Annotated in this window: 15 protein-coding genes, 1 tRNA gene and 1 rRNA gene; 10 read left to right on the top strand and 7 right to left on the bottom strand. The window is 55.1% G+C overall.

Annotated features, from left to right (window positions below):
- From Q7T06_RS11965 to Q7T06_RS11975, 3 genes are all read right to left on the bottom strand, one after another.
- Positions 1-665, bottom strand: a 16S ribosomal RNA gene (locus tag Q7T06_RS11965); the annotation flags it as partial.
- A 494-nt stretch (positions 666-1,159) separates the two neighbouring features.
- Complete coding sequence (locus tag Q7T06_RS11970) at positions 1,160-1,936, bottom strand: enoyl-CoA hydratase (protein WP_304784959.1); 777 nt, start codon at positions 1,934-1,936, stop codon at positions 1,160-1,162.
- Between the two features lie 35 nt (positions 1,937-1,971).
- Entirely contained in the window at positions 1,972-3,180 is a 1,209-nt protein-coding gene (locus tag Q7T06_RS11975) for a murein transglycosylase A (RefSeq protein ID WP_304784961.1), read from the bottom strand.
- A gap of 15 nt (positions 3,181-3,195) precedes the next feature.
- On the opposite strand from Q7T06_RS11975, the gene Q7T06_RS11980 reads away from it, so the two are divergent.
- Positions 3,196-3,336 carry a hypothetical protein gene (locus tag Q7T06_RS11980; RefSeq protein ID WP_304784963.1) on the top strand — a complete coding sequence of 47 codons (141 nt, stop codon included), beginning with the start codon at positions 3,196-3,198 and terminating at the stop codon, positions 3,334-3,336.
- Between the two features lie 9 nt (positions 3,337-3,345).
- Here the strand turns inward: Q7T06_RS11980 and apaG are convergent, their stop codons facing one another.
- Positions 3,346-3,720, bottom strand: coding sequence for a Co2+/Mg2+ efflux protein ApaG (gene apaG / locus Q7T06_RS11985; RefSeq protein ID WP_304784965.1), 375 nt, complete (start codon positions 3,718-3,720; stop codon positions 3,346-3,348).
- Positions 3,721-3,930: 210 nt separating this feature from the next.
- Here apaG and rpe point away from each other — a divergent pair, with 210 nt between their 5' ends.
- From rpe to trpC, 6 genes are all read left to right on the top strand, one after another.
- On the top strand, positions 3,931-4,596 hold the full coding sequence (gene rpe, locus Q7T06_RS11990; protein ID WP_304784967.1) for a ribulose-phosphate 3-epimerase: 666 nt from the start codon (positions 3,931-3,933) through the stop codon (positions 4,594-4,596).
- Between the two features lie 2 nt (positions 4,597-4,598).
- Positions 4,599-5,297: a phosphoglycolate phosphatase gene (locus tag Q7T06_RS11995; RefSeq protein ID WP_370652383.1), complete on the top strand. Its 699-nt coding sequence runs from the start codon at positions 4,599-4,601 to the stop codon at positions 5,295-5,297.
- Between the two features lie 206 nt (positions 5,298-5,503).
- The gene (gene trpE / locus Q7T06_RS12000) at positions 5,504-7,000 is read left to right on the top strand and encodes an anthranilate synthase component I (RefSeq protein WP_304784971.1); all 1,497 of its coding nucleotides are present in this window, start codon (positions 5,504-5,506) and stop codon (positions 6,998-7,000) included.
- A gap of 152 nt (positions 7,001-7,152) precedes the next feature.
- Entirely contained in the window at positions 7,153-7,716 is a 564-nt protein-coding gene (locus Q7T06_RS12005) for an aminodeoxychorismate/anthranilate synthase component II (RefSeq protein ID WP_304784974.1), read from the top strand.
- Between the two features lie 40 nt (positions 7,717-7,756).
- Positions 7,757-8,794: an anthranilate phosphoribosyltransferase gene (trpD, locus tag Q7T06_RS12010; RefSeq protein ID WP_304784976.1), complete on the top strand. Its 1,038-nt coding sequence runs from the start codon at positions 7,757-7,759 to the stop codon at positions 8,792-8,794.
- Positions 8,795-8,835: 41 nt separating this feature from the next.
- Positions 8,836-9,636, top strand: coding sequence for an indole-3-glycerol phosphate synthase TrpC (gene trpC / locus Q7T06_RS12015; protein ID WP_304784977.1), 801 nt, complete (start codon positions 8,836-8,838; stop codon positions 9,634-9,636).
- A gap of 42 nt (positions 9,637-9,678) precedes the next feature.
- Here trpC and Q7T06_RS12020 read toward each other — a convergent pair whose 3' ends face one another.
- The 3 genes from Q7T06_RS12020 to Q7T06_RS12030 all read right to left on the bottom strand — a co-directional run bounded on the left by Q7T06_RS12020 (position 9,679) and on the right by Q7T06_RS12030 (position 13,575).
- Entirely contained in the window at positions 9,679-11,472 is a 1,794-nt protein-coding gene (locus tag Q7T06_RS12020; protein WP_304784980.1) for a M61 family metallopeptidase, read from the bottom strand.
- A gap of 126 nt (positions 11,473-11,598) precedes the next feature.
- Positions 11,599-12,318, bottom strand: a complete 720-nt coding sequence (locus Q7T06_RS12025; protein ID WP_304784982.1) for a DsbC family protein — start codon at positions 12,316-12,318, stop codon at positions 11,599-11,601.
- A 75-nt stretch (positions 12,319-12,393) separates the two neighbouring features.
- A complete protein-coding gene (locus Q7T06_RS12030) occupies positions 12,394-13,575 on the bottom strand; it encodes an FAD-dependent monooxygenase (RefSeq protein WP_304784984.1) in 1,182 nt (393 codons plus the stop codon).
- Between the two features lie 125 nt (positions 13,576-13,700).
- On the opposite strand from Q7T06_RS12030, the gene Q7T06_RS12035 reads away from it, so the two are divergent.
- The 3 genes from Q7T06_RS12035 (at position 13,701) to Q7T06_RS12045 (ending at position 14,960) form a co-directional block, all read left to right on the top strand.
- Positions 13,701-13,776 (top strand) — tRNA-Phe (locus tag Q7T06_RS12035).
- 177 nt (positions 13,777-13,953) lie between these two features.
- The gene (locus tag Q7T06_RS12040) at positions 13,954-14,418 is read left to right on the top strand and encodes a cytochrome c5 family protein (RefSeq protein ID WP_304784987.1); all 465 of its coding nucleotides are present in this window, start codon (positions 13,954-13,956) and stop codon (positions 14,416-14,418) included.
- Between the two features lie 218 nt (positions 14,419-14,636).
- The gene (locus Q7T06_RS12045) at positions 14,637-14,960 is read left to right on the top strand and encodes a PsiF family protein (RefSeq protein WP_304784989.1); all 324 of its coding nucleotides are present in this window, start codon (positions 14,637-14,639) and stop codon (positions 14,958-14,960) included.
- The last annotated feature ends 121 nt before the right edge of the window (positions 14,961-15,081 follow it).

The raw sequence follows: 15,081 nt of genomic DNA on the forward strand, positions 1-15,081 counted from the left end.
CCCCTCTGCCAGATTCTAGCCTTGCAGTCTCCAATGCAATTCCCAGGTTGAGCCCGGGGATTTCACATCAGACTTACAAAACCGCCTGCGCACGCTTTACGCCCAGTAATTCCGATTAACGCTTGCACCCTACGTATTACCGCGGCTGCTGGCACGTAGTTAGCCGGTGCTTATTCTTCAGGTACCGTCATTAGTGGAGGATATTAGCCCTCACCGTTTCTTCCCTGACAAAAGAGCTTTACAACCCGAAGGCCTTCTTCACTCACGCGGCATTGCTGGATCAGGCTTGCGCCCATTGTCCAAAATTCCCCACTGCTGCCTCCCGTAGGAGTCTGGACCGTGTCTCAGTTCCAGTGTGGCTGGTCGTCCTCTCAGACCAGCTACTGATCGAAGCCTTGGTAGGCTTTTACCCTACCAACTAGCTAATCAGATATCGGCCGCTCCATGAGCATGAGGTCTTGCGATCCCCCACTTTCATCCGTAGATCGTATGCGGTATTAGCGCAACTTTCGCTGCGTTATCCCCCACTCTAGGGTACGTTCCGATATATTACTCACCCGTTCGCCACTCGCCACCAGGAGCAAGCTCCCGTGCTGCCGTTCGACTTGCATGTGTAAGGCATGCCGCCAGCGTTCAATCTGAGCCAGGATCAAACTCTTCAGTTTAATCTCTGTTGTTTTATGTCATCGCTGACATGGTTCTTTCGAACCGGTCGCTCACTCAAAATACTGACAGGTACTTTCCTTTAACAGAAAGTATCTATATTTCTTTGTGAGCATTTAATGTTTAAAGTTATGACAACCAAGCGAACCTGATTGCCGCGCTTCCATTAAACGCCCACACTTATCGACTGTTAATTTTTAAAGAACTTCTTGTCTGCTTCGCTGTTTCAGCGGCGCTGCGAATCGTTTTGTTCGTCAGCAGCAGAGAGATGAGATTATGTGGCATTTCTTCGTTTGCGTCAACAACTTTGTTTTAAATTCTTTTCAAAGTTTTCAACACTTACTTCAACTTCCAACACCCCTCACCAGTCTCAAAAGCCGCTTACTGCCTGCTTCTTCAACTCCCCGCTTCTCAACGGGAGGCGAACTATAGCAAACGTCTTCCACCCTTGGCAAGTGCTTTTGAGAAAATACTTTAACTATTTCAAAACGCACGTTTAAACGTTCCTGAATCTCGGTGCGCGCTTCTCGATAAAGGCACGCATTCCTTCTTTTTGATCTTCTGTGGCGAAGGTACTGTGGAACGCCCTGCGCTCGAATTGCACGCCTTCTGCCAGTGTGGTTTCATAGGCGCGATTGATGGATTCCTTGACCATCATCACCATGGGCAGCGACATATCCGCTATGACAGTTGCTGCGGCCAGCGCTTCTTCGATCAGTTTGTCGGCGGCTACCACGCGGGACACCAGGCCGGCGCGCTCGGCTTCGGCGGCATCCATCATGCGTGCCGTCAGGCACATATCCATCGCCTTGGCTTTCGACACAGCGCGCGGCAGGCGTTGCGTGCCGCCAGCGCCTGGAATGATGCCTAGCTTGATTTCAGGCTGGCCGAATTTGGCAGTATCTGCGGCAATAATGAAGTCACACATCATCGCAAGTTCACAACCGCCGCCCAGTGCATAGCCGGCAACTGCGGCGATGACTGGCTTGCGTACGCTGCGTATCTGCTCCCAGTTACGGGTGATGTAGTCACCTTTATAGGCGTCCATATATGTATAGCTGGCCATTGCAGTTATATCGGCACCTGCGGCAAACGCCTTTTCGCTGCCGGTAATGACGATGCAGCCTATGCCTGCGTCGGCATCGAAGGCTTGCAGGGCCAAACCCAACTCATCCATTAACTGATCATTGAGCGCATTCAATGCCGCCGGGCGATTGAGCGTGATGAGGCCAACCTTGCCACGGGTTTCCACGAGTATATTTTCGTATTGCATGCATGACTCCTATATATATGTACTACCCACCAGAATTACCTGGGCAATAACACCCACATTGCACCGCTCTGCTTCATGCCGCCAGCTTTCTCACCCGCCTGCGCGCCAAAACCCCAGAAATAATCGGCCCGCACTGCGCTCTTGATGGCGCTGCCGGTATCTTGCGCCAGCACCAGCCGCTGCAACGCCACTTTACTGTTGGGCTGGGTCGTAGCAAGAAATACCGGAGCCCCCAATGGTATGTATTGCGGATCGACTGCAATCGAGCGCTGCGGCGTCAATGGCACGCCCAGCGCGCCTTTGGGCCCGACGGCGGCATCCGTTACTTTCTCTTCCTTGAAAAAGACATAGCTGGGATTGGCATTCAGCAATTCCTGCTGCCGCCTGGGATTGGCCTTGACCCATGCCTTGATGCCTTGCGCTGACGCCTGATCCAGAGTCAGCTCACCCTTGTCGATCAGATAGCGACCGATGGACTTGTATGGATGACCGTTTTGGTCGGCATAGGCGACGCGCACGGTTTCCTGGCTATCAACCAGCTGGACGCGACCGGAACCTTGTACTTGCAGAAAAAAAGCCTCGACAGCGTCGTCCACCCACAGGATTTCCTTGCCGGCCAGCGCATTCGACTGATTCAGTTCGGCGCGCGACGGGTAAGCCACCACCTTGTTGCCTACCAGACGGCCGCGCACGCGCTGCCCCTTCAACTCAGGGAAAACACTGGCCAACTCTATCGTCAGGATGTCGTCTGGCGCGCGATGCAAAGGCGTCTGATACTTGCCACCGCGTTTGCGCGCACCCTGCAGCAAGGGTTCGTAATAGCCGGTGACCATGCCGCTGAGCGAGCCATCCGGATTCGACACGCGATAGGGCACGAAATACTTTTCAAAAAACTGCCGTGACGCATAGGCATCGCTTGCATCGATATTTGCGCCTGCCACACACGCCTCTTTCCAGTCGGGACGCCGGATCAAGACCACGCAAGACGAGAGAAAGGCTGGCAAGGCTTCGCGTTGATCATCCATCTTCCAGCCGGGTAGGGCGGCAAAGGTGACTGGGCGCAAGGCAGGATTGATTTCGGTTCTTGGCAGGCTGGGCAATTCTCCTGCCGGTGTCAGCGGCCTGGCTGGCGTGACGGGGGCGACAGGCTCGGATGGAACGAGCGGCTCAGGTTTGGGCACGGTGGAACAGGAAACCAGGCCGAACAGGATGGATGCGAGTAAACTGAGGCGTATGAATGACATGGGGAGTGATAAGTAATGTGGATGTTATTTGCTGAAGCGGGCATCGCGCTGTTCTTGCTGATTTTTATCGTATGGTGGACGATGTACTCAGGCCAGAAACCAGCGCAGCCACCGGCACAAAAACCCTTGCCACCCAAGGATGACGAGGCGGCATAAGCGGCAGGATCAATGCAGGGTGCGCGGCAGCGACAGGACGAACTCGGGAATTTTTGCCTCGAATTGCTCGCCGTCTTCTGCCACGCAAAAATATTCGCCCATCATAGAGCCTTGCGGCGTGGCCATCGAGGTGCCGCTGGTATATTCAAACTGCTCGCCGGGCTGCAACAAGGGTTGATTGCCCACCACACCCAGACCGCGCACTTCTTCAGTATGGTTGTTGGCATCGGTGATCACCCAGTGGCGCGAGATCAATTGCGCAGCGACCTGACCGGTATTCTTGATGCTTACCGTATAGGCAAATACATAATTGGCGCGCTTGGGATCGGATTGCTCTTCCAGATACTGCGTGCTGACGGTGACGGTGAATTCGTAGCTTGCCATTCAATTCCTCTTTTGCGCGCATACTCTGCGCCACTTTTATTGCAACTTTGCACATATCCGCATCATAGCGCGTCGAATCGCACTATATATAGTGATAGTGCACCAGGCCCGATTGCGCACGAAATTCACCTCTCATCGCATCTGATACAAGAAAGACGCACGCCCAGAGTCGCGGGTTAAAATAGCGGCTTCTATTTTAAAGTCATGACCATGCCCAGCTATCGCATCGCTCCCAGCATACTGTCCGCCGATTTCGCCCGCCTGGGTGAAGAAGTGCGCAATGTCGTCGCCGCCGGCGCCGACATCATCCACTTCGACGTCATGGATAACCATTACGTTCCCAACCTGACGATAGGGCCACTGGTATGCGAAGCGATACGCCCGCATGTGCAAGTGCCAATAGACGTGCATCTGATGGTCAAGCCGGTAGATCGTATTGTCCCCGATTTTGCCAAGGCTGGTGCCAACATCATCACTTTCCATCCGGAAGCATCCGAACACATAGACCGCACGCTGCAACTGATACGCGACAATGGCTGCAAGGCCGGGCTGGTATTCAATCCCGGTACGCCGCTGCATTATCTGGAACACGTGATGGACAAGCTCGACATCATCCTGCTGATGTCGGTCAATCCCGGCTTCGGCGGGCAATCCTTCATTCCGCAGACGCTGAATAAAATCGCCGCCGTGCGCAAATTGATCGATGCCTCCGGCCGCGACATCATGCTGGAAGTCGACGGCGGCATCAAGGTCGACAATATCGAAGCCGCAGCCCGGGCCGGCGCAGACACTTTCGTCGCCGGCTCCGCCATTTTCGGCAAGCCGGACTACAAGGCAGTCATAGCTGCGATGCGCAGCGAACTGGCCAAGGTGTGAGTCTGTCTGTCAGCACACCTGCCGATAAGCCAATCTGCGGGATACGCGCCGTCATCATCGATCTGGACGGCACCATGCTGCATACCGCGCAAGACTTGCATGCCGCAGTCAACCGCATGCGCAGTGATTTGAGTCTGGCACCGCTGGCCATCGATACCGTCATCAGCTTCGTCGGCAAGGGCATAGAAAACCTGGTGCGGCGCGCACTCGGCGTCGATTTTTCTCCGGTCGTGATCGAACGCCACTTCCTGCAGGCACTGACCTTGTTTGAAAAGCATTATCTGGACGTCAATGGCGAGTTTGCGACTGTCTTTCCCGGCGTGCATGAAGGCTTGCAGGCCATGCAGGCAAAGGGATTGCGCCTGGCTTGCGTGACCAACAAGCCGGCCGCCTTTACCTTGCCGCTGATGAAAAAAACCGGCTTGCACGATTATTTTGAAATCATCTACAGCGGCGATTCATTCGCCAAAAAGAAACCCGACCCCATGCAACTGCTGCAGGTGTGCGCGCATTTTGGCCTGGCACCGGTCGAGGTCATCGCCATCGGCGACTCGATCAGCGATACGCAGGCTGCACGCGCCGCCGGCTGCAAGGTGCTCACCGTGCCATATGGCTACAACCACGGGCAGGCTGTACAAGATATCGACTCGGATGGTATAGTTTCTTCGCTGCTGCAGGCAGCTCATCTAATCTCAACATAAATCATCATGTTTCTCGACAAAAAACGTATCGCATTACCCGGTGCCCATGAGGCCTGGCTATGGCGAGGCTGGCAAATCTGGGGCTAAGCACCCGTTGCCGCTGATCGCCTGCGCATTTCTGTTTTTCCTGCGCGATCAGCAACGTTTTTTGCAGTACTTACTCAAGTACCAAACCGCTCGTCTACAATAGCGGTCCGGAGAGAACCATGACTGAACTCGAATTCAAAACGCTGGCCACGCAAGGCTACAACCGCATCCCCCTGATTGCCGAAGCTTTCGCCGATCTGGAAACGCCGCTATCGCTCTACCTGAAACTGGCGCAAACCCAGAACAATGGAAAGAATTCCTTCCTGCTGGAGTCTGTTGTCGGCGGCGAACGTTTCGGTCGCTATTCCTTCATCGGCTTGCCTGCGACGACGCTGATGCGCAGCTTCGGCACCCGCATAGAAGTCGTCAAGAACGATGCAGTTGTGGAGACGCATGAAGGCAATCCGCTCGATTTCATCGCCGAATTCCAGGCCCGCTATAAAGTGGCGATCCTGCCCGGCATGCCGCGCTTTTGCGGCGGTCTGGCTGGTTACTTTGGCTATGACGCAGTGCGCCACGTTGAAAAGCGCCTGGCCCACAGCTGCCCGAAAGACGATCTCGGCTTGCCGGAAATCCTGTTGCTGCTGACCGAAGAACTGGCCGTCATCGACAACCTGTCCGGCAAACTGTATCTGATCGTGTATGTCGATCCGGCGCAAGCGGATGCCTATGCACAGGGCCGCGAACGCCTGAAAGACTTGCGCGCAAAATTGCATCGCGCGGTCGAAGCACCGCTGACCCCGGCCTCGACACGTACAGAAACGATACGCGAATTCGACAAGCAGTCTTACCTGGCAGCAGTCGCGCAAGCCAAAGAATATGTGATGGCTGGCGACCTGATGCAGGTGCAAATCGGCCAGCGCATCAAGAAGCCGTATGTCGATGCGCCACTGACGCTATACCGCGCCCTGCGCTCGCTCAATCCATCGCCGTACATGTACTTCTACAACTTCGGCGACATGCAAATCGTCGGCGCCTCGCCAGAAATCCTGGTGCGCAATGAAGCGATAGGCGACGACAAGAAAAAAGTGACGATACGCCCACTGGCCGGCACCCGCCCGCGCGGCGACACGCCGGAAAAAGATGCGGCTCTGGCCAAGGAATTGCTGGCCGATCCGAAGGAAATCGCCGAACACGTGATGCTGATCGATCTGGCGCGCAACGACATCGGCCGCATCGCTGAAATCGGCAGCGTCAAGGTCACCGACAAACTGGTGATCGAAAAATATTCGCACGTGCAGCACATCGTCTCCAATGTCGAAGGCACGCTGAAAGCCGGGCTGTCGAATCTGGATGTATTGAAAGCGACTTTCCCGGCCGGCACGCTGTCGGGTGCTCCGAAAGTGCGGGCGATGGAAATCATCGATGAACTGGAACCAACCAAGCGCGGCATTTACGGCGGCGCCTGCGGTTATCTGTCATTCGGCGGCGAAATGGATCTGGCGATCGCGATCCGCACCGGCGTCATCAAGGACGGCATGCTGTATGTGCAGGCAGCCGCCGGCATCGTTGCCGATTCGGTGCCCGAGATGGAATGGCAGGAAACTGAAAACAAGGCCCGCGCTGTGCGTAGAGCCGCTGAACAGGTGCAAGATGGCTTGGATGGAGAAATCTGAGATGGCAAATTTTCTACAAGCGGGGATAGTTTCGGCGCAGGCTAACTTGTGCGGAGCGCAAGTTAAGCGTAGCGGCCGTAGCCAAAACTTTCAGCGCGCTGTGTTAAGAGCAGCCGAACAAGTGCAAGATGGTCTGGACGGGGAGATTTGATATGTTGCTGATGATAGATAACTACGACTCCTTCACCTATAACCTGGTGCAGTATTTTGGCGAACTGGGCGAAGAAGTCGTTACCGTGCGCAATGATGAAATCACGCTGGAGCAAATAGCGGCCCTGAAGGCGGATCGCATCTGCATTTCGCCCGGCCCGTGCACGCCGCATGAAGCCGGCGTCTCTATCCCTGTGCTGAAACATTTTGCCGGCAAATTGCCGATACTCGGTGTGTGCCTGGGCCATCAAGCGATAGGTGCGGCTTTCGGCGGCAAGGTCGTGCGCGCGCAGCAAGTCATGCATGGCAAGACTTCGCTGATCACGCATACCGGCGTCGGCGTCTTCAAGGGCTTGCCCAGCCCGTACACGGTCACCCGCTATCACTCGCTGGCGATAGAACGCGCATCGCTGCCGGATTGCCTGGAAATCACTGCGTGGACCGATGATGGCGAAATCATGGGCGTGCGGCACAAGGAATTCGATATCCAGGGAGTGCAGTTTCATCCCGAGTCTATCCTGTCCGAACACGGCCACGCCTTGCTGAAAAATTTTCTCGTACGCTGAGATGAACGACGCCGGCCATTTGAATTCTGAAAGCATCGCCATGCCGATAACCGATCAAGAAGCCTTATTACGCTGCATCGATCATCGTGAAATTTTCCACGATGAGATGCTGCACCTGTTCCGCAAGATCATGAGCGGCGAAATGTCGCCGGTGATGATAGCCGCATTGACGATGGGCTTGCGCGTCAAGAAGGAAAGCATAGGCGAAATTACCGCTGCCGCGCAGGTGATGCGCGAGTTTTCCACCAAAGTGCCGCTCAGCGATACTACCAACCTGCTCGACATCGTCGGCACTGGCGGCGATGGTGCCAACACCTTCAATATTTCAACGGCGTCGATGTTTGTCGCCGCAGCTGCCGGTGCGCGCATCGCCAAACATGGCGGGCGCAGCGTCTCGTCCTCGTCCGGCAGTGCCGATGTGCTCGAATCGCTGGGCGCCAACATCAATCTGAAGCCAGAGTTGGTGGCGGAGTCGATTGCACAAACCGGCATCGGCTTCATGGTCGCGCCGAACCACCATGCGGCGATGAAGCATGCAGCGCCGGTGCGCAAGGAACTCGGCGTACGCACCATCTTCAACATCCTCGGTCCGCTCACCAATCCAGCCGGCGCACCCAACATCCTGATGGGCGTGTTCCATGCAGATCTGGTCGGCATCCAGGTGCGCGTATTGCAACGCCTGGGCGCACAACATGCAGTCGTGGTCTGGGGTCGCGATAATATGGATGAAGTATCGCTGGGCGCGGCGACGATGGTCGGCGAACTGGTCAACGGCGAAATCCGCGAATATGAAATTCATCCGGAAGATTTCGGCCTGCCCATGATTGCAAGCCGCAATCTGAAAGTCGCCAATTCCATCGAATCGAAAACGAAAATCTTTGAAGCACTAGCCAATGTTGATGGCCCGGCACGCGATATCGTCGCCCTGAATGCCGGCACGGCACTGTATGCGGCCGGCGTGGCGAGCTCCATCGCCGACGGGCTAGAGAAAGCACGTGCAGCGATTGCCTCTGGTGCGGCGCGTGAAAAACTCGAACAGTTCGTCCGCGTCACGCAGGAACTTGGCAGCAAAGCCTGATCGCATACTGCGTCGCACACCATTATTTATACTGAAAAAACATGTCCGATATTCTGAATAAAATTCTCGACGTCAAAGCCGATGAAGTCGCCGCTGCGAAAAAATATCGCAGCCTGGCCAGCTTGCGCAGCGAAGTCGAAGCGGACAAGGATGCGCGCGCTGCGATACGCGATTTCGAAGGCGCCTTGCGTCAAAAAATCGCTGCCGGCAGCGCCGGCATCATCGCCGAAGTCAAGAAAGCCTCGCCATCGAAAGGCGTCATACGCCCGGACTTCCATCCAGCCGAAATCGCAGCCAGTTATGCAAAACATGGCGCCGCCTGCCTGTCAGTGCTGACCGATGTGCAATTCTTCCAGGGCGCGCCGGACTATCTGAAGCAGGCGCGTGCCGCTTGCGCCTTGCCGGTCTTGCGCAAGGATTTCATCATCGATCCATATCAGGTTTATGAAGCGCGCTCATGGGGCGCCGATTGCATCCTGCTGATCGTTGCAGGGCTCGATCACGGCTTGATGGCGGAACTGGAAGCCTGCGCGCATGAGCTCGGCATGCATGTGCTGGTTGAAGTCCACAATGCAGAAGAACTGACGGCTGCCTTGCGCCTGAAAACCGCGCTGCTGGGCGTGAACAACCGCAACCTGCGCACCTTTGAAACATCGCTGCAAGTTACGCTGGATTTATTGCCGCGCATCTCGCCCGACAAGCTGGTGATTACCGAATCCGCAATCGTCACGCCGGACGATGTGAAAAAAATGCGGGATGCCGACGTGCACGCCTTCCTGGTGGGCGAAGCCTTCATGCGCGCGCCAGAACCGGGCGTGGAATTGAGCCGGCTGTTCAACTAGAGCATTGCGGCGAACACGCCGCAATGCCTGCATCCATTTCACTCAGATACTCAACCAGTCATTGCGCAGTCGCACCGCAGTGACCGGCTTCGTCTCCACAGTCAAGCTCACATTCGGCGCATCAGCCGCATGCACTTTCGCCTTCAAATTCAATAATTCGTCACGGCGAAATACGTGCAAATCGACAGCATCGCCGGCACGATAACGACTGAGCACACTATCCAGATTCGCTCCTGTCACACGCAAGCCATCAATCGCAACCAACACGTCACCAGCCGATATGCCGGCCTTGTGCGCGGCGCCGTTTTCATAGACATTCGCCACCTTGCAATCGCTGCCATCGCGCACCGTGCGCAAGCCCAAACCCGGTTTGCCATTCTTGCGCTCATCGGAAAATACTATGCCGAATGGCACCAGCAATTTCGCCAAAGGCAAGTCATCCGTTCCACGCACCCAACGATCCAGTAAGCGTTTCAACTTCAAACCGGTAACGCTATCGAACAAGTCATCGATTTCGTTTTCCGTCACCCCGCGTCCGGCAGCGCCGTCCTGATAAAAATCACGGCCATATTGCTGCCACAAGGCCAGCATCACATCGTCCAGCGATTTCTTGCCCTTGGTTTCTGCACGTATCGTCAGGTCGAGCGCAAGGCCGACCAGCGATCCTTTGGTGTAATAGCTGACGATGGAATTGGTCGCGCTTTCATCCTGTCGATAATATTTAACCCACGCGTCGAAACTGGATTCGGCCACGCTTTGTTTATGGCGACCACTACCGCGCAATACGCTGTTGACCGTTTTAGAAACCAGCTTCAGATATGCCGGCTCATCGATCACGCCGCTGCGCACCAACATCAAATCGTCGTAGTAACTGGTGAAGCCTTCAAACAACCACAGCAGTGGCGTGTAATTTTCGGTCGCCAGATCATAGGGCGCAAACGCCGCCGGCTTGATGCGCTTGACGTTCCAGGTATGAAAATATTCATGGCTGCACAAGCCGAGGAAGGTGCGATAACCATCGCTCATTTCCTTCTGTCCCTTGACCGGCAGGTCGGCACGCGAACAGATCAGCGCAGTCGAGGCGCGATGCTCAAGGCCACCATATCCATCGCCGACCACCATCGTCATGAAAACGTAGCGATCTACCGGCGCGCGTTTGCTTTTGGGCTCAAAAAAGGCAATTTGCGTTTCGCATATTTTTTTCAAGTCTGCCGTCAGGCGCACCATATCCAGGTTAGGCACGCGTCCGGTAAACACGACATCGTGCTGCACCCCATGTGCCTTGAAAGTTGCCAAAGCAAAGGTTCCCAGTTCCACCGGATGATCGATCAGCTCATCATAGTTTGATGCAATGTAAGTACCAAAGCCATAACGCCTGGCTTCCAATTGTCGCATCGCAGTGGCAACGCGCCATTTGTCATAGTCGTCGCCTTGCGGCTTTTGAATATCGTCGATGTGCACGCTTTCTTCACGATCCTGGACGCGCAGGAAAACGCTAGTGCCATTGAAAAACCCGTGCGTCTGGTCCAGATGCGCGGTGCGCACCGACAAATCCCACGCATATACCTCGTAACGCACAATCAATGGTCCGCCACATTCATCGGCAATCCAGGTGTGCTTGTCGAGTTTGCTCAAGCCGACTTTTTTACCTTCAGATTCAGCGCTGATTTGCACGATGTTCCTGGCAAACTCGCGCATCATGTAACTGCCCGGTATCCACGCCGGCAAGGAGAAGCATTGCCCGATTTCATCTGGTTGATTGACTGTCACCGTGACCGCATATAGATGCGCTGCCAGATCCTTGGGAACGATGGTGTAGTGAATTGCGTTGTTCATACTGTGCCGTGGAAGGAATACGATACCGCTAGTTTAGCGGCATCCGCCGGCATGCGCATGAATGCGGCGCGCAAATGAAAACGGCCACGCAAGCGTGGCCGTTTTCATTATTGCTGGATGCGCTGCTTATTTGATGGTCGCCAGCTTCGCTTCCAGCGCCTTCGCATCGACTGCACCTGGTATGCGCGTCCCATCGGTGAAGATCAGCGTAGGTGTGCCGGTGACTTTCATACGGCGACCCAACGCCAGTACTTTTTCATGCGGTGCGACGCAATTCTCGGAGGCCGCCGGCGGAGATTCCCCTTTCAGCATCCAGTCGTCCCACGCTTTATTGCGATCGGCGGAACACCAGACATTGCGCGACTTCACGATGGAGTCTGGCGACAGGATGTTGTACATGAAAGTGTAGACAGTAATGTCAGTGACTCCCTGCAGCGTTTCGCGGAAGCGTTTGCAATACCCGCAATTCGGATCTTCAAATACGGCGATCACGCGCTTGCCATTACCCTTGACGTGTTTCATCGCAGCCTCCAGCGGCAAATCGCTGAATGCAACCTTGTTGATTTGGTCCAGGCGCGCCTTGGTGTAATCCTGATACGTCCTGGTATCGATGACGCGGCCGACGAATAAATATTCGGCTTTCGCATCGGTATAGATGATGTCGCCATTCACCTGCACTTCGAACAGGCCGGAATACGGCGTTTTGCTGACGGATTTCACTTTTGCGTCTTCGCCCAGACGCGGCTCAATTACTTTTCTGACGGCGGCTTCCTGTGCGGTTTCCGCAAATGCAGTGGCAAATGCCAAACCCAGCAATGCCGCCACTGCGACCCTGATCATTTTCATATTACGTTCCGTTCAAATTTTTGCAGCAGAAATCAAAGCGACTTGTACAGCGATGCATCAAAGGCCACATCACAGCTATCGTCCCAGCGCATGACCTATCAAACGCCTTTTTAAGACAGGCAACTTGTTCACCAAGTTCAATCCCAGATTGCGCGCCATGCGCAGCGGTTCGAACTCCGTGCCAAACAGGCGCGCCAAACCGTCGGTCGCCAGTTGCATCAGCAGTATATCTTCCTTGCGCGAACGGGCGTAAGACGACAGCACGCGCGCATCGCCGCAGTCGCGGTGTGCGCCACGCTCGGTCACGGCCTTGATCAAACCGACAACATCGGCAAAACCCAGGTTCATCCCGTGTCCGGCGAGCGGATGCACGACATGCGCCGCATCGCCGATCAGCGCCACGCGCGGCGCAGTAATCGCACGCGGGCGTATCAGGGACAAGGGGAAAGACTTCACGACTTCTGGCTGCAACGGCGACAAGGTACCCAGTTGCAGCGTCGACCATGCGGTGACGCGCGCAGCCAGCTGGGTCAGCGTTTCCTGCGACAGGATGTCAGCCAAGGCATCCGGCGCCGACCATACCAGCGAAACCCTCAGGCCCGGCAAGGGTAGTAGCGCAATGATGCCTTCTGTTGCAGAGAACCATTGGTGCGCGACGCCATAATGCGGTTTTTCACATGCAAAATTGGTCACGATGGCGCGCTGGCCGTAAGGTCGATAATCGAAATCGATTTCGCATTGCGCACGCACCCACGATTGCCCGCCATCGGCACCCACCAGCAACTCGGCTGCGAGCGTGTCTCCATTCTCCAGTTGCACGCAGGCCGCTTTCTCGTCAGCCTGCAGACTGGTCGCGCGGCCATGGACGATGCGCACATTCGAGGCAAACTTCAATGCGGCATCGAGCGCCTGATTCAAATTACGGTCCTCGACTATCCACGCCAGGGCGCCGACGCGCGCGCCGTAGGCATCAAATGCCAATTCGCCGGCGGCATCGCCATGGACCGCCATCGAATCAACGGCTGCCACGCGCGTTGCATCCAGCGCTTCCCACACTTTGACAGCAGACAATAAATCGTGGCCCACATGATTGACGGCATAGACACGCGCATCCCAAACTTCAGTCGCCACGCTGGCAGCCGCACGGGAAGCCGGGCTCAATAGAGCAACCTTCAGCCCGGCTTGCGCAAAACCCAGCGCAGCCACCTTGCCGATGGCGCCATCGCCGATAATGCAAACGTCGCTTTGTATATGCATAAAGCAGTATCCGTGAAAAAGAAGAGGGGGAACTGAATGAATGACCCCATTATAGCGGCTGCCATCCATTCAAATTGAACATAAGCCTTGCATATTCCAATAGGTTTGCTATACTTGCGCGCCTTGGCCTGGTAGCTCAGTCGGTAGAGCAGAGGATTGAAAATCCTTGTGTCGGTGGTTCGATTCCGCCCCGGGCCACCAAGATATAAACCCGCGCAAATCATAGATTTGCGCGGGTTTTTCTCTTTCTGGCACTACCTCACGCACAACATCCCTGCACGCAAACAGGAATACATCCGCCGGCACAAACCATGCGGCAAATTCCCTGATCCGCGACTTCCAAGCAACCTCATGCACGATGGCTTTTGATACTATCAAATGCGAAATGCCGCTGATTGCCAGGTGACAGCCGGCCTCCCTCCGTTTTTAATTTCAAGCGCTAAAGGTCAAATTTTCATGAAACGATATTCCTGCTTGTTTGGACTGGTCTTGCTGGCGGCAAGTCAAATGGCTTACGCAAACGGCATGAAAACTTACATGGCCGTTTGCACGGCTTGCCATACGGCTGGGGTTGCGGGCGCCCCCAAGTTGGGTGACAAACAAAAATGGGCACCTTTGATTGCAGAAGGCCAGGTGATTATCACTGCGCACGGCTATGTCGGCGTGCGGGGTATGCCAGCCAAAGGCGGGAAACCTGACTTGACAGTCGCAGAGTTTGCCGACGCCCTGAATTATATGGTCAAGCAGTCTGGCGGCGACTGGAAGCAACCGGATGCTGCCACCATGGATAAAATCAATGCCGAGATTGCCAGGAGACAAAAAGAGATGAATGCAGGCAAATAAGCTTTGCCAGGGTTACGCTTGTGTAAAAACCGAGCGTTGATCGGCATTCCTTGAACCCCGCTGGAAATGGCAGATGCAATCCATGCATTGACAAGCGCCTGTCAAATAGGCATCTTTGTGTAGTGCGATCCTGCATATCAACTCAATGAAGTCTGTAGTCGTTGTCGTCACAATGCTTTTAAAGTGTTTTTCGATTATCCATACTTGAGGGGGTTCCAATGAATAAACTTTTAGCGTTGCTTATTTCCAGCGCATTTGCCACCTGCGCATTTGCTGCCGACCCGGCTGCGCCAGCTGCGGCAGGAGCCGCAGCCGGCAAGACTGCGCAACAAACCAGAATGACAAGCTGCAATAAAGATGCGGCCGGCAAGAAAGGCGATGAGCGCAAAGCCTTCATGAAAGAATGTCTCAGCGGCGACCCGAAAGTGAGTCCGGCACAACAGGCTCAACGTGACAGAATGAAAGCTTGCAATGCAGATGCCACGACGATGAAGGGCGATGAGCGCAAAAAATTCATGAAAACCTGCCTGTCCAAGAAATAGACGGCCTTCCAAAAAATAGATCTGCTGAAAAATGGGCCAGACACTTGCGTGTCTGGCCCATTTTTCTGGTGGCGAGGCATTTCCCTATCTGCAGGCAGGCGCCCGGAAATGTTCCGTTTGA

Origin of the sequence: Herminiimonas sp. (assembly GCF_030645555.1) — a bacterium.
GTDB lineage: Bacteria > Pseudomonadota > Gammaproteobacteria > Burkholderiales > Burkholderiaceae_D > Oxalicibacterium.

Coding starts and splice junctions, on each gene's coding strand:
- Q7T06_RS12030 (WP_304784984.1), bottom strand. CDS start 13,575: ATGCATATACAAAGCGACGTTTGCATTATCGGCGATGGCGCCATCGGC.
- Q7T06_RS12020 (WP_304784980.1), bottom strand. CDS start 11,472: ATGAACAACGCAATTCACTACACCATCGTTCCCAAGGATCTGGCAGCG.
- trpE (WP_304784971.1), top strand. CDS start 5,504: ATGACTGAACTCGAATTCAAAACGCTGGCCACGCAAGGCTACAACCGC.
- Q7T06_RS12040 (WP_304784987.1), top strand. CDS start 13,954: ATGCGAAATGCCGCTGATTGCCAGGTGACAGCCGGCCTCCCTCCGTTT.
- Q7T06_RS12005 (WP_304784974.1), top strand. CDS start 7,153: ATGTTGCTGATGATAGATAACTACGACTCCTTCACCTATAACCTGGTG.
- Q7T06_RS11975 (WP_304784961.1), bottom strand. CDS start 3,180: ATGTCATTCATACGCCTCAGTTTACTCGCATCCATCCTGTTCGGCCTG.
- Q7T06_RS12025 (WP_304784982.1), bottom strand. CDS start 12,318: ATGAAAATGATCAGGGTCGCAGTGGCGGCATTGCTGGGTTTGGCATTT.
- Q7T06_RS11980 (WP_304784963.1), top strand. CDS start 3,196: ATGTGGATGTTATTTGCTGAAGCGGGCATCGCGCTGTTCTTGCTGATT.
- trpC (WP_304784977.1), top strand. CDS start 8,836: ATGTCCGATATTCTGAATAAAATTCTCGACGTCAAAGCCGATGAAGTC.
- apaG (WP_304784965.1), bottom strand. CDS start 3,720: ATGGCAAGCTACGAATTCACCGTCACCGTCAGCACGCAGTATCTGGAA.
- trpD (WP_304784976.1), top strand. CDS start 7,757: ATGCCGATAACCGATCAAGAAGCCTTATTACGCTGCATCGATCATCGT.
- Q7T06_RS11970 (WP_304784959.1), bottom strand. CDS start 1,936: ATGCAATACGAAAATATACTCGTGGAAACCCGTGGCAAGGTTGGCCTC.
- rpe (WP_304784967.1), top strand. CDS start 3,931: ATGCCCAGCTATCGCATCGCTCCCAGCATACTGTCCGCCGATTTCGCC.
- Q7T06_RS12045 (WP_304784989.1), top strand. CDS start 14,637: ATGAATAAACTTTTAGCGTTGCTTATTTCCAGCGCATTTGCCACCTGC.